Genomic DNA, 13,778 nt, shown 5'->3' with positions numbered 1-13,778 from the left:
CCGCAATGAGCGTATTCGAGGTCGGATCCCTCCACGTACCCGCAGGGGAACTGCGACACGGTCGCCTGACCGCCACCACGTCCGCCTCCGGACAAGTAGTCAGTGTGCCGGTAAGCATCATGCACGGGGTGGAGCCTGGTCCTGTCCTTCTTGTCACTGGTGCCACGCATGGCACTGAAATCACGGGAACACGAACACTTCTCAAGCTCGTCGCGCGCATTGACCCGGCGAGGCTGCGAGGAACATTGATCTCAGTTCCGGTGACCAATCCCCTTGCTTTCGACCGCGCGACCTACGCCTCGCCCGAGGACGGCATCCACCTCGGAATGCCGTGCTACTGGCCCAGCGACCCAGCCGGATCACCAACGCTGCGGATAGGGGCGCAAGTCCGCAGTCTCTTCGATGTCGCGACTCACTACATCGATTTGCACAACAACGCGGAGCCGGCCGTGCCCATGTCGATGGAGTTCGCGGCACAGTGCTCCTCACCCGAGGTCCGCCAAGTCCAGCGCGCAATGGCGGAAGCGTTCGGCGTCACCCCGGTGCTGATGACCGACCCAGAGGACGGCACCGCGGAGAAGGTGGGGTCCGTGGACGGCCAGCCCGCTGCTGCCGCGTCAGCACATGGTATTCCGGGTCTGATGGTCGAGTTGCTCGACGAGCATGGACACCAAGGATACGAAGCGGGTGTCCGAGGTGTCCTCAACATCATGTCCAAGCTAGGAATGTTGGAGGAACCGGTTGCACCCCAGTTGGTTGAAAAGCTCCAAGGAAGTTTCACCTACCATGGGGTACTCACCTCCCGCGAGTCAGGCGTTCTATTCCCGGTTTGCGATCCAGGAACAGTTATGGAGCAAGGCAGCATTGTTGCGCACATCGTGGGCATGGATGGGTCGGTGTTGGAAGAGGTCAAGATGCCCGTCACGGGATTCGTGTGGGCTTTCCTGACGACCGCGCCAGGAGGTGGGTCCTTTGCCGTGCCCGAAGGCCATGCTGTCGGATTCGTTGCGGCGGCCGACCTATGAGCGCCAACGCAGCCATCCCCGCGACCATGGGTGCATCTGCCACCAGGAATACCGAACTTCGAAACGCCATTAAAGGGGCAGTGCAGGCGGAGATAGAGGCTTTTCGCGACCGGGCCATAGACCTCAGCCATCGCATCCACGGCATGCCCGAACTCGGTTTTGCCGAGTTTAAGTCCAGCAGGGAAGTCGCGAACGAGCTGCGCGCAGCCGGATTCACAGTGACAGAACGCGCCTTTGGGCTGGACACCGCGATCTCCGCAGTTGCCGGAGCAGGCTCCTTCAAAGCGATCGTGGTGGCAGAGTACGACGCATTGCCAGAGCTTGGCCACGCCTGCGGCCACAACCTGATCGCAGCATGCGCAGTCGCTGCCGCTGTCGGACTGAAGGGCGTGGCTGAGCAGCTCGATCTCACGGTCGAAGTGTTGGGCACCCCGGCAGAGGAGACCGGCGGCGGCAAGATCCTCATGCTGGAACAAGGTGCATTCATCGGTGCCGACATGGCCATGATGATTCATCCTGCGCCATTCGAAGACGCCTCGCCAGGCTTCCTCGCGAGCACCGGTTTCTCCTTCGAGTTCTCGGGTAAGAGCTCGCACGCCGCCGCGTCGCCATGGGGGGCAGCGAACGCCGCCGACGCATCGACCATCGCGCAGGTCGCCGTCGGTTTGCTTCGCCAGCAGCTCCCCAACGACACCCGAGTCCATGGTGTTGTCACGAGTGCCGGTTCTGCTGCCAACGTGATCCCAGGAAGTTCCGCGGGTGTCTACGGGATCAGAGCCCAGACCCTTGGGGACCTTGAGGATATGGTCCCACGTGTCGAGGCCTGCTTCACGGGGGCGGCCCTCGCGGCCGGGTGCACAGTGGAATTGGAATGGGAACTGACATACCCGAATGTTGTGCAGTCGCCGCAGCTGGCCTCGCTTTATCAGCAGAATGCGGAGGCCCTAGGCCGAAGCTTTCCGCAGGATCCGGAAGCCCGCGCATTCCGTGCCTCCACCGACTTCGGCGCCGTCTCCCAAGTCGTCCCAAGCCTTCATCCGCACGTCAAGATTTGTGACTCGCCTGTGTCCAACCATCAGTCCGCGTTCACGGAAGCTGCAGCCTCGGAGCGAGCTGATCAGGCGCTCATCGAAGGCGCAATCGCGATGGCTTGGACGGTTGTGGACGCCGCGCTGACACGAATTCGCCCGTGACTCACTGGAACTCTGCGGCAACCAGTTCTCGTGGGCAAGTCCAGGCAGCACGCAGGTGGGCCGGCCGCAATGCGGCCGGCCCACACCACACCCTAGGAGCGCACAGCCCCTTCCATGTTCCGGTCGGCGTCGGAGCCGGATCCGACGACGGCGGGCCCGGAGGTGGTGCCTTCGTCGCCGGTTGCAGAACCGTCGGCGTCGGACTCTGCAGTTCCCTGAGCGGAGCCTCTGCGGCCCTTCTTCAGGACGAAGTGGAGGACGACGATACCGATGGCGAACGGAACCCCGAAGATCAGTGTCATCCGGAAGGCGTCAACGAAGAGGGTGGTGACCATGATGGCAACCATGAGGATCGCTCCGGCCCAGGAGGCCACCGGGTAAAACCGCAGCTTGTACGACAGAGCCGTCCCGTCGCGCTTCGCTGCCCGTCGGAACGCCAGATGGGTCACGAAGATCATGAGCCACGTGGCCATGGCTCCGAACATGGACAGCGCCATCATGAAGGTGAAGCCTGACTCCGGATTCAGGGCGTACACGCAGGCCGCCACGGCGATTCCACCTGTGCAGAGGACCAGTGCATTGACCGGGGAACCGTTCTTGTGAAGCCGCCCGAACACGGCGGGCGCCTGCCCTGCGCGGGACAAGCTGAACATCATGCGCGTGGAGATGTAGAGCTGCGAGTTCATGGCTGAAAGCGCAGCCACAATCACCACGACGTTGATGACTGAATCGGCGAACGGAATGCCAATGACCTGCATGACGGTGACGAAAGGGCTGTTTCCGGCAAGGATCTGGCTGACAGGTGCAATGGCCAGGATCAGCGCCAGGGTCAGGATGTAGAAGAGGAAGAGACGGAATACCGTGACCTTGAACGCCTTCTTGACGGCCGTTCCCGGATCCTTCGCTTCGCCCGCGGCAATTGCGATCATCTCCACCGAGAGGTAGCTGAAGATCGCCACAATCACGGCTACCCACATGCCGGACACGCCGTTGGGGAAGAACCCGCCCTCGGCAGTGTAGTTGTGGATTCCGTAACCAGCCTCTCGCTTTCCAAAGACCAGGATGGCGGCGAGCAGGATGAATCCAAGGATGGCGAACACCTTGATGCTGGAGAACCAGTATTCCAGGGTGCCGAAGGCCTTGACGTTGAACATGTTGACGGCGATGAGGACCCCGGCAAACAGCAGGATCCAGAACAGTGGTGGGACTCCGGGGAACCACAGCTTCATGTAGTCCCCGATCGCAAGGACCTCGGTGCCTACGGCCAGCACGACGCAGGACCAATAGAGGTACTTCACCAGGAATCCGGCGAGGGGCGAAATGTAGTGTTCGGCGAAAGCACCGAAGGACCCGGTGGTCGAATGGGCCACGGTCATCTCTGCCAGCGCGCCCATCAGCATCACTGCGATCAGGCCACCGATCGCATAGCTCAGCAGGACGCTGGGTCCGGCGAAAGATATTGCGAACTTGCTTCCGAGGAAAAGCCCAGTGCCGATCGCACCGCCCAGCGCGATCATGGTCAACTGTGGGCTGGTGAGTTCGCGCTTGAGTCCGCGTTCGCGGTTTTTAATCAGGTCGAAGCTGTGTGACATCGTTGTCTCCTTGCTCGAAACTTCTGGGGGTTGTGCCGCAGGGGCTAGCGCTCCGGGATGACAGCGATGCCTTGGATCTCGATGAGGGCTTCCTTCTGCCAAAGCCGCGTGACGCCGATTCCAGCCATGGCGGGATAGTCGGATCCGGCCATTTCGCGCCAGATCCGCCCGATCTCGCGGCCGTTGGCCATGTAGTCGTCCACGTCGGTGAGGTAGATGGTCACACTGACCAGGTCCTCGGGTAATCCGCCCGCCTCGCGCAGGGTAGTCAGCACATTGGAAAACGCCTGGGTGAACTGTTCTACGATCCCGCCGGGAACGATGTTCATGTCCTTGTCCAGGGCCGTCTGCCCACCCAAGAACAGCGTGTTTCCGGCAAGCATTCCGTGCGCAAAGCCCGACGGCTTCGGGAGCGACCCGGGATTGACGGTCTTGTGGCCCATGTTGTTCCTCCTCGTTGTGGCTACTACGAAAACTTTTGAAAAGCCTCTGTGCAGATCATTCCTGCCGTGCTACGTTGAGCATATGTGACGATCGTAAAAAAGTCGACATACAGATTTTCGGGAAGCAGCACTGGAAGGACAGAACGCATGAAACTCGCGACACTGCGGATGGTCGGTGGAAGCACAACGGCGGCGCTCGCCACGGGTGCCGACTCCTACCTCGCGCTGCCGTGCACCGACGTCGGGGCGCTTCTTGCACAGCCGCAGTGGCGAACCATCGTAGAGAAAGCGGCAACCGCCGGAGGCCACGGCATCACTGACCCTGAACTGGCACCCCTGCTTCCACGGGCCGGAAAAGTCATCTGCTGCGGGCTGAACTACGGCGACCACATTCAGGAGATGGGCCGCGAACTGCCGGAATACCCCACGCTCTTCGCGAAGTACGCGGACACCCTTATCGGGCCGGCTGACACCATCCACGTCCACGACAGCGCGAAGGTCGACTGGGAAGCCGAGCTGGCCGTCGTGGTCGGCTCCGTGCTGTACCGCGCGGACGAGGACCAAGCCCTCGCGGCAATTGCCGGGTACACCATCGCCAACGACGTTTCCATGCGCGACTGGCAGAACCGCACGCTGCAGTGGTTCCAAGGCAAGGCGTTCGACGGAACCACCCCGGTGGGCCCGGTCTTGGTGACCGCGGACGAGCTCGACGGCGACTTCGAGGTCCGCGGTTATGTCAACGGCGAGCTGGTGCAGCACGGGAACACCAGCACCTTGGTGTTCGGACCGGCGAAACTCCTTTCCTACATCTCCCAGTTCACTATCCTGCGCCCCGGAGACCTTGTCCTGACCGGTACGCCCGGCGGAGTGGGGATGGGCATGAGACCGCCGCGCTTCCTGAACGACGGCGACCTCCTCACCACCGAAATCGACGGGATCGGAAGGCTGGAAAACCAATTCAGAATCCACGCATCCGTCCCCGCCAACGCCTAAGCCAATACCAAGCACTTCAAAGGAGTGACCACTATGAACACAACCGCTACCGACTACCGCCTCGAAGGCGACAACTCCATCTACGCCCAGGCCGACGGCAAGGTGGTTCCCGTCGTCACCCGCGCCGGTGAAGAAGATACCAACACTGCCCAGTCCGGCGACTGTGTCCGCGTCTCCGGCGTCAGCATCCAGCACACGCCGGCCACCAAGATCTGGTTCGGGCAGGTCTCCAACGTTCCCGGCTACCGCTCCCTGCCGCACCATCACGGCGAAGCGGAAACCGGCGGCTACGTGCTCCGCGGCCACGGCCGGATCTACTTTGGTGAGAACTACTCCGAGTTCCTGGACATGAAGACGGGCGACTGGGTATTTGTCCCGCCGTTCATGCCGCATGTCGAGGCCAACATGTCCGTCACCGAAGAACTCGTGTGGCTGACCGCGCGCACCCCGGAGAACCTCGTGGTCAACCTCGAAGACGTTGCCGACGAGGCCCTCGCAGACTTCCGCAGGGCCTGATGGACATGTCCACTGGAATCCTGACCTCGGAGACGTTCCTCAAGGCCATCGAGCTGACAGCCGTCCCCGCCCGGATCCACGACGAAGCCTACGAAGCCACCTCACAGTACGTTCCGTGGCCCAAAGCATACGGAGGGGACATGGTGGCCCAGGCCGCGGCAGCGATGATGCGATCGGTCGACGCTGACAGGCAGCTGCACTCAATGCACAGCTACTTCATGCGCCCCGTGGAGATCAGGGCCACGGTCCGCTATGAGGTCGAACGCCTCCGCGACGGCCGTGGATACTCGACCCGCAGCGTGCGTGGACACCAGAACGGCAAGACCGTGTATGCGGCGATGGGCTCCTTCCAGGTTCCCGAAGACGGTCCGGAGTTCCAGCCTCCGGCGCCTACCGCCGTCGAACCCGAATCCCTGCGCAGTGCCGCCGAGGTGCTACAGGGGGTCGAAGGGCCTGCTGCCGAGTACTGGTCCTCGAAGCGCAGCTTCGACATGCGACACATTCCCGGGCCGGTATATCTGCAGGTCGAAGGCGATTCTGTGCCGCACCAGGCAATCTGGGTGAAAGCCTTCGAGCAATTGCCCGACGCCGGTGACGAACACGCGACGGCAGATCTGCACCGGGCCGCGCTGGCATACGTCTGCGACTACACCATCCTCGAGCCTCTGCTCCGGGTGAACGGGCTCCACTGGTCCAGCCCCGGACTTGCCACGGCCAGCCTGGACCACTCCATGTGGTTCCACCGGGACGGCCGCGCGGATGACTGGGTCCTGTACGCCCAGGAGGCCGTGTCCGGGCAAAGCAACAGGGGGCTGGCCACGGGCCGTTTCTTTGACAGGCAAGGACGCCTGCTGGCAACGGTTGCCCAAGAGGGCATGATCCGCGCCGGCTCCTGAACACCTTCGACTTATCCGCCGTATTACTGAAAGGAGTGGCCATGACAATGTTGAGATCAGCCCACGTGGACACCTTTACCCGCGACCATTTGCCACCGGCCGGCACGTGGCCGACCCTCGAATTCACCCTGCCGGAACTCCAGTACCCGGCGACGCTCAACGCAGCGGCGGTGCTCATTGACGACGCCGTCGCAAGCCATGGTGCAGAGCGGGCCGCTCTGCGGACCCCCGACGGCACGGTCTGGACGTACGGTGAGCTGCGGCGGCGCGCCAACCAAGTTGCCCAGGTCCTCACCGAGGACCTCGGAGTGGTGCCTGGCAACCGCGTCATGTTGCGCGGTCCGAACAATCCCTGGATTGTCGCGGCCTGGCTTGGCGTGCTCAAAGCGGGAGCCGTTGTTGTCACCACCATGCCGATGTTGCGTTCCAGCGAGGTCGGCACGCTCATCAGCCTTACGCGTCCGGCCGTAGCCATCTCCGACCACCGGTTCATGGATGAACTGCTCGCGGCGGCAGGAGAGGACACCGTTGTCCTCTCCTACGGATCAGACGACGCCGGCGACCTCGCGTCCCGCTGTGACGCCAAGAGCGGCGAGTTCGCTGCCGTTCCGACCTCCGCCGACGACGTCGCGCTGCTCGGCCCGACGTCGGGCACCACGGGCACGCCCAAGATCACCATGCATTTCCACAGGGACATCCTGGCGAACGCCGACACGTTCGCCCGCCATATTCTGCAGCCAACCGCTGACGACGTGTTTGCCGGTTCACCACCCCTCGCCTTCACGTTCGGCCTCGGTGGGCTGGTGGTCTTCCCCCTGCGCTTCGGCGCATCCTCGTTGTTGACCGAACGGGCCACCCCTGTGGAACTTGCCGAGAGTGCCGCCGCTGCCGGGGCCACCATCCTGTTCACTGCACCAACTGCGTACCGGGCCATCCTCAAGGAAGGCCGCGGATCGCTGCTCCGCGAGCTCCGGGTAGCGGTCTCGGCGGGCGAGCACTTGCCCAAGGAAACGTGGGAAGCCGTTCGGGCGGCCACCGGTCTCCGGCTCGTCAATGGCATCGGAGCTACCGAACTGTTGCATGTGTTCATTTCCGCGTCCGGGGATGACATCCGGCCCGGCACCACCGGACGGGCCGTGCCCGGGTACAGGGCAGCCATCCTCGACGACGAGGGCCTGGAACTAGGACCCGGGCAGCTTGGCCGGCTCGCCGTCATCGGCCCCACCGGATGCCGCTACCTGGACGACCCACGGCAAGCGAATTACGTGGTCAACGGCTGGAACGTCACCGGCGATACCTTCACGAAAGACGAGGACGGGTACTTCACGTATCAGTCCCGGTCGGACAACATGATCGTTTCCTCCGGCTACAACATCGGCGCCCCCGAAGTGGAAACCGCCATCGACCTGCACCCCGACGTAGTGGAGAACGCGGTCATCGGCCGCCCCGACGAAGCACGCGGCAGCGTCGTCTGCGCATTCATCGTCCTGCGCGAAGGCGTCAGGGGCGATGACGCGAAGCGCAAGGAAATACAGGACTTCGTCAAACGGACGATCGCCCCCTACAAGTACCCGCGGGACATCCGGTTCGTCGACGAACTTCCCCGCAACCCCAGCGGCAAGCTGCAGCATTTCAAGCTGCGCGACCGCATCAACGACGACCCCGAACAGCTTGCCAGCGCAGGCTTGGGCCAGGCCTGAGAAGGAGCAAAAGCATGAAAATCGCAATCGTAGGGGGCGGCCCCGGCGGCCTGTACTTCGCGGCATTGATGAAGCAACTCGACCCGTCCCACAAGATCACCCTCTGGGAACGCAACGCCGCCAGCGACACTTTCGGTTTCGGCGTCGTATTTTCCGATGAGACTCTCGGCGGCATCGGCAACGCCGACCCCGCCGTGGCCGAATACATGAGCCGGCGCTTCGCCCGCTGGTCCGACATCGACATCCACTTCGGCGGCGAAACGGTGACGGTGGGCGGCCAGGGCTTTGCGGCCATGAGTCGCAAGGAACTGCTGGAACTGCTTCAGCGCCGGTGTGCCGAGCTCGGCGTCGACCTGCGTTTCCAGACCCTTGCGCCGGCGGTGGAAGAGCTTGAGGCCAACTATGATCTGGTCCTCGCAGCGGATGGCATCAACTCCCAGATCCGCGCGAAGTACGCGGACTCCTTCGCTCCGACCCTCGATCTGCGGCCCAACAAGTTCATGTGGCTCGGTACGGACCAGGTGTTCGAGGCGTTCAAGTTCTTCGTCAAGGAAACAGAATGGGGCGTCATGCAGATCCATGGCTACCCGTATTCCGACGAAGGATCCACGTTCATTGTCGAGATGCACGAGGACGTGTGGCGGGCAGCCGGCTTCGACGAGACCGCAACCGACGTCTTCCCGCCAGGGGTGTCCGACGAGAAGGCGATTGCCAAGATCCGCACGATCTTCGCGGAAGAACTGGACGGCTACGAGGTCCTGTCCAACAACTCCAAATGGATCAACTTCACCACGGTCCGTAACGAGAGCTGGCGCCACAACAATGTGGTGTTGCTCGGCGATGCGGCTCATACCGCACACTTCTCCATCGGTTCCGGAACGAAACTGGCCATGGAGGACTCCCTGGCACTCGCCGCGTGCCTGCACGAGCACCCGGATGTGGAGTCGGCGTTGTCTGCCTATGAAACGGAGCGTCGTCCCGTTGTCGCATCCACACAGCGCGCCGCCCAGGCTTCGCTTGAATGGTTCGAGCGGATCGCCCAATACAAGGGGCAGGACCCGACGCAGTTCGCTTTCAACCTCCTCACCCGGAGCCGCCGCATCACACAGGAAAACCTGCGCCTGCGCGACCCGGAATTCGCCGACGCCGTAGACCGCAACTTCGCCGAGTCCCAAGGACTGACGGAGACTGCCCCGGCCATGTTCCAACCGTTCCGGATCGGCGGACTGGAGCTCAAGAACCGCATTGTGGTCTCTCCGATGGACATGTACTCCGCGGTGGATGGCGTCCCGGGCGACTTCCACAAAGTACACCTCGGTTCCAAGGCACTCGGCGGCGCCGGATTGGTCATGACAGAAATGGTGTGTGTTTCCGAGACCGGGCGGATCACCCCCGGCTGCACCGGCCTGTACACGGACACACAGCGAGACAGCTGGAAGGAAATCGTGGACTTCGTCCATGCGCGTTCGACGGCCAAGATCGGTGCGCAGCTGGGTCATTCCGGCCGCAAGGGCTCCACCAAGCTCATGTGGGAAGGCATCGACGAACCGCTCGCATCCGGCAACTGGCAGGCTGTTGGACCGACGGCCCTGCCATACGGTCCCGGCAACCAGACGCCTGTGGAACTCGACCACGCAGGAATGGCCGCCATCAAGGCTGAGTTCGACGCCGCGACCCTCCGTGCCGAAGAGGCAGGCTTCGACCTCCTCGAGGTCCATGCCGCCCACGGCTACCTGCTTTCCTCGTTCCTCTCACCCGTGTCCAACCGCAGGACGGACGCGTACGGCGGCAGCTTGGAGAACCGCCTGCGGTTCCCCCTGGAAGTGTTCGACGCCGTCCGTGCGGCGTGGCCTGCCAGCAAGCCTGTGACGGTACGCATCTCCGCGACGGACTGGATCGAAGGCGGCAACACCTCAGACGACTCGCTCGACATCGCGCGGGCATTCGTAGCCCATGGCGCCGCGGGCATCGACGTCTCCACCGGCCAGGTCGCCAAGGAAGAACAACCGGCTTTCGGCCGCAGCTACCAGACGCCTTTCGCCGACCGCATCCGCCAGGAGGTCGCCGCACCCGCCGGAGCAGCCGTCATCGCCGTCGGTGCCATCTCCAGCTACGACGACGTCAACTCCGTCCTTCTTGCCGGACGGGCCGACCTCGTGGCACTGGGCAGAACGCACCTGTTCGACCCCCAGTGGACGCTCCACGCCGCAGCCGAGCAGGAATACCAAGGCCCCGGGGCGCAGTGGGTGCCGCAGTTCCGGGCGGGGCGACGCAAACCGCCGAGCTCCCGCACGGATGCCGTTAGGCCCAGGCTTTCACTCTTGAAAGAGCGCGAGTCCGACGCCGACAACACGCACCTGCGTTGGACCCCGAGAGCAGTCTCCGCGCCCGCACTGGCCAACTAGGCTGGACCGCATGGCTATCATCCATCAAGCAACCCTGAGTCCCAGCAAACGTGAACTCATCGAAAAGTACTTGCCCGTCCAGCCGTGGTTCACCAAGGACGGCTCCGCACCGCCCGAGCTGCTCGGCGCATACCGCTTCGATGATCCGGACGGCGAAGTCGGCCTCGAGACCCACTTGGTCTCCCACGGCGGCAAGATCTACCAGGTTCCCCTGAGCTACCGGGGTTCGGAATTGCCCGGGGCAAAGGACTCGTTCCTCGGCACCATGGAACACTCCGTTTTGGGCACGCGGTGGGTGTACGACGCCTGCGCCGATCCCGTCTACGTCGCTGCCCTGGCCACCGTCATCGTCACTGGTCAGCGGGAGGCCGAACAGTTCGTGGATATGGACGGCGTGCTGGAGCCTCGCAAGAGTTCCGTCGAGGTCAAGGGCAGCGGTACCCCCGGTAGCGAAGTGCCTGCGCTGAGCCCGGCGGCCCCGATCACCGAAGACGGCATCACCAGTATCGACGCCGGTCAACTCACCGTGCAGGTGAACCGTGTCCTCGTTCCGGGGACACCGGGTCCGGAAAATTCGGCTGTCCTGCGGGGCACGTGGGCCGGCCAGGAAGGGCCGGTGCTGCTGGCTTCCCTCTCGCAGGCCTAGGGACTACTCCCCCGTCCGCGGTCTCCACACCACGATTGCCTGGGACCGCGCCCGGGGGCGCTGCCCGCGGGCCAGGCTGACGACGTCGCCGGCTGCTCCCGCCGCGAAAACGCGGGCCTCCATCGGGCTGCGCCGGCGTTGCAGTTCCTCGCTCAGTTCGGCAACGCGGAATTGCAGCGCGGCCACCTGGTTTTCGAGTTCGAGGATGCGCTTGATGCCCTCGAGGGACACGCCTTCGTGGGAGAGCCGCTGGACCTCGCGCAAGCGGTCGATGTCGCGTTGGGAGTATCGCCGGGACTTGCCCGGGGCACGGCTCGGCGACACGATGCCGAGGCGGTCGTACTGGCGCAAGGTCTGCGGGTGCATGTCAGCCAGTTCGGCCGCGACGGAGATGACGAAGATCGGCTGGTTGATGTCGATGCCCATGCCTGCGTCCCCTCCCATTGTGTTCTGCCGCTACAAGCGGGCCCTGGAGGCCAGGTCGTGGCGGGGGTCGGCGTCGGCAGTGGCCGCGGCAAACGCCTTGACGGCCTCCTCGGCCTGCTTGTTGAGGTTCTGTGGTACGGAGACGTCGATTGTCACCAGCAGGTCCCCGGTGCCCTTCGACGTCTTGACGCCGCGGCCCTTGACCCGGAGCGTGCGCCCGGAAGGCGTGCCCGCCGGGACGCGGACGGTGACCGTGTCGCCGTCGAGCGTTGGCACGTGGATGTTGGAACCCAGCGCCGCCTCCGCGAAGGTGACCGGAACGTGGATGCGGATGTTGTCGCCGTCGCGGTTGAAGAAATCGTGGGGCTTGACGTTCACCGTGATGATGAGGTCCCCGTTGCCGGCCGCCCCGGGGTTGCCCTTGCCCCGCTGGCGGACCTTCTGGCCGTCCCTGATGCCCGCGGGAATCTTCACATCGATGACGTTGCCGTTGCTTTCGCGCAGGCTCACCGTGGTGCCATGAATGGATCCGGCAAAGGAAATCGAGGTGGACGCCGTGCGGTCGCTGCCCTTTTGCGGGGCTCGCTGGAAGCCGGTCTGCCCACCGCCGAAGCCGCCGCCGAACAGGTCAGCGAACTCGGGAGGGATGCCGCCGGCACCGGCAGGCTGGCGTCCGCCGCCGCCGAAAAGCCCGCCGAACAGGTCCTCGAAGCCGCCATTGGCCGGCCCGCCGCGAGCTGCGCCCGGAGCGAAGCGTGCACCACCCATGGCGCGAATGGCATCGTACTGCTGGCGCTCCTCGGCATCCGAGAGCACCGAATAGGCCTCTGAGATGTCCTTGAACTTCTTCTCCGCAGCAGCATCCCCGGAATTGGTATCCGGATGGTACTTCCGCGCAAGCTTGCGGTACGCCTTCTTGATGTCAGCGTCAGAGGCGTCCTTGGCGACACCAAGGATGGCGTAAAAATCCTTCTCAACCCAGTCCTGGCTGGCCACTCGGCTACTCTCTTTCGTTTCTGGTTAAGTTGCGTGCGCTGCGCTTATCCCACCTTAGGTGAGACGACCGTCTGAGCGGAGCGAGGCAAGGGGCCCGGGAGTGGCATCTAAGGATCTGGCCGAGGGCCCCGACACGAGCTTGCGAGTGTTGGGAAGGCCAATATCCGCTGCCGAAGCCGGGTGGCCAAGGATCGCAGATCCTGGGCCACCCGGCGAAGGGGCGGGGCCCCCTGTCTCGTTTCGCGATGCTCCCCCTCATCCGCGAAGGCGCGGTGAGCACAACTACGCCGGCACAGCCACAATCACCTGTGCCGCACGCAGCACGCGCTCGCCCGACTTGTAGCCGGAGCGCAGCACTTGGCTGACCGTGTCTACTTCGATGTCCTCGCCCGGCTGCTGGATGAGTGCTTCGTGGATCGTGGGGTCGAATTCGACTCCGGTTTCCGCGATGCGTTCCAAGCCGTACGTCTTCAGCGCATTCTCCAGCTTGGCGGCGATCGCGGCGAACGGGCCGTCCACGAGGTCGCCGTGCTGGCGGGCGGCGTCGACGTCGTCCAGCACCGGCAGCAGGGAGTTCAGGACGCCGATGACGGCCATTTCCCCTGCGACGGCGCGGTCGCGTTCGACGCGCTTGCGGTAGTTGACGTACTCGGCCTGCAGGCGCAGGAGGTCGTTGCGGAGTTCCGCGGCCGCTGCTTCTGCAGCGGCTCCGGGGGCTACCGACTCTTCAGCCGGAACCTCCACGCCGTTGAGGATTTCCTCAGCCTGGGACAGGGCGTCGCCCTCGGCGGCAGCGGCGTTGGATTCAGCTGCCGATCCTTGGGTGTGGCGGGCGGCCCCGGTCTCCGGGTCAACCTTGCGGTTGTCCCGAATGACCGGCTTGTGCTGCTCGTTGCCCTCGTTGTTGGACGGTGAGTGCTCTGCGTCGTTGCCGTGGTGAGGCATGC

General features: G+C 63.9%; 13 protein-coding genes. 8 read left to right on the top strand and 5 right to left on the bottom strand.

Features of this window, described 5'->3' with window-relative positions; genetic code table 11:
- Positions 1-5: 5 nt before the first annotated feature.
- Both KNN17_RS12815 and KNN17_RS12810 read left to right on the top strand, forming a co-directional pair.
- The gene (locus tag KNN17_RS12815) at positions 6-1,025 is read left to right on the top strand and encodes a succinylglutamate desuccinylase/aspartoacylase family protein (protein WP_241709443.1); all 1,020 of its coding nucleotides are present in this window, start codon (positions 6-8) and stop codon (positions 1,023-1,025) included.
- Positions 1,022-2,218: an amidohydrolase gene (locus KNN17_RS12810; RefSeq protein WP_241709442.1), complete on the top strand. Its 1,197-nt coding sequence runs from the start codon at positions 1,022-1,024 to the stop codon at positions 2,216-2,218. The genes KNN17_RS12815 and KNN17_RS12810 overlap by 4 nt, the downstream gene beginning before the upstream one ends.
- A 92-nt stretch (positions 2,219-2,310) precedes the next feature.
- Here KNN17_RS12810 and KNN17_RS12805 read toward each other — a convergent pair whose 3' ends face one another.
- Both KNN17_RS12805 and KNN17_RS12800 read right to left on the bottom strand, forming a co-directional pair.
- The gene (locus tag KNN17_RS12805) at positions 2,311-3,810 is read right to left on the bottom strand and encodes an amino acid permease (RefSeq protein WP_241709441.1); all 1,500 of its coding nucleotides are present in this window, start codon (positions 3,808-3,810) and stop codon (positions 2,311-2,313) included.
- A gap of 44 nt (positions 3,811-3,854) precedes the next feature.
- Positions 3,855-4,253 carry a RidA family protein gene (locus tag KNN17_RS12800; RefSeq protein ID WP_241709440.1) on the bottom strand — a complete coding sequence of 133 codons (399 nt, stop codon included), beginning with the start codon at positions 4,251-4,253 and terminating at the stop codon, positions 3,855-3,857.
- A gap of 147 nt (positions 4,254-4,400) precedes the next feature.
- Here KNN17_RS12800 and KNN17_RS12795 point away from each other — a divergent pair, with 147 nt between their 5' ends.
- Genes KNN17_RS12795 through KNN17_RS12770 form a run of 6 tightly spaced genes read left to right on the top strand, consistent with a single transcriptional unit; the run spans position 4,401 to position 11,409 of the window.
- Positions 4,401-5,246, top strand: coding sequence for a fumarylacetoacetate hydrolase family protein (locus KNN17_RS12795; protein WP_241709439.1), 846 nt, complete (start codon positions 4,401-4,403; stop codon positions 5,244-5,246).
- A gap of 33 nt (positions 5,247-5,279) precedes the next feature.
- Entirely contained in the window at positions 5,280-5,762 is a 483-nt protein-coding gene (locus KNN17_RS12790; protein WP_241709438.1) for a cupin domain-containing protein, read from the top strand.
- A gap of 5 nt (positions 5,763-5,767) precedes the next feature.
- Entirely contained in the window at positions 5,768-6,658 is an 891-nt protein-coding gene (locus KNN17_RS12785; RefSeq protein ID WP_241709455.1) for an acyl-CoA thioesterase, read from the top strand.
- A gap of 41 nt (positions 6,659-6,699) precedes the next feature.
- On the top strand, positions 6,700-8,358 hold the full coding sequence (locus KNN17_RS12780; RefSeq protein WP_241709437.1) for an AMP-binding protein: 1,659 nt from the start codon (positions 6,700-6,702) through the stop codon (positions 8,356-8,358).
- A gap of 14 nt (positions 8,359-8,372) precedes the next feature.
- Positions 8,373-10,763 carry a bifunctional salicylyl-CoA 5-hydroxylase/oxidoreductase gene (locus KNN17_RS12775; protein WP_241709436.1) on the top strand — a complete coding sequence of 797 codons (2,391 nt, stop codon included), beginning with the start codon at positions 8,373-8,375 and terminating at the stop codon, positions 10,761-10,763.
- A 10-nt stretch (positions 10,764-10,773) separates the two neighbouring features.
- Positions 10,774-11,409: a CG0192-related protein gene (locus KNN17_RS12770; RefSeq protein ID WP_241709435.1), complete on the top strand. Its 636-nt coding sequence runs from the start codon at positions 10,774-10,776 to the stop codon at positions 11,407-11,409.
- Positions 11,410-11,412: 3 nt separating this feature from the next.
- Here the strand turns inward: KNN17_RS12770 and KNN17_RS12765 are convergent, their stop codons facing one another.
- From KNN17_RS12765 to KNN17_RS12755, 3 genes are all read right to left on the bottom strand, one after another.
- Positions 11,413-11,835, bottom strand: coding sequence for a heat shock protein transcriptional repressor HspR (locus tag KNN17_RS12765; RefSeq protein ID WP_078107409.1), 423 nt, complete (start codon positions 11,833-11,835; stop codon positions 11,413-11,415).
- A gap of 30 nt (positions 11,836-11,865) precedes the next feature.
- Positions 11,866-12,831 (bottom strand): DnaJ C-terminal domain-containing protein, encoded by a 966-nt coding sequence (locus KNN17_RS12760; RefSeq protein WP_078107408.1) that lies wholly within the window; start codon positions 12,829-12,831, stop codon positions 11,866-11,868.
- A gap of 282 nt (positions 12,832-13,113) precedes the next feature.
- Positions 13,114-13,776 carry a nucleotide exchange factor GrpE gene (locus KNN17_RS12755; RefSeq protein WP_241709434.1) on the bottom strand — a complete coding sequence of 221 codons (663 nt, stop codon included), beginning with the start codon at positions 13,774-13,776 and terminating at the stop codon, positions 13,114-13,116.
- Positions 13,777-13,778: the final 2 nt, after the last annotated feature.

Origin of the sequence: Arthrobacter bambusae (genome assembly GCF_022606295.1) — a bacterium.
Taxonomy (GTDB): domain Bacteria; phylum Actinomycetota; class Actinomycetes; order Actinomycetales; family Micrococcaceae; genus Arthrobacter; species Arthrobacter bambusae_A.
Note: the sequence above shows the minus strand (reverse complement) of the source record. Positions and strands in the feature narration are given on the sequence as shown.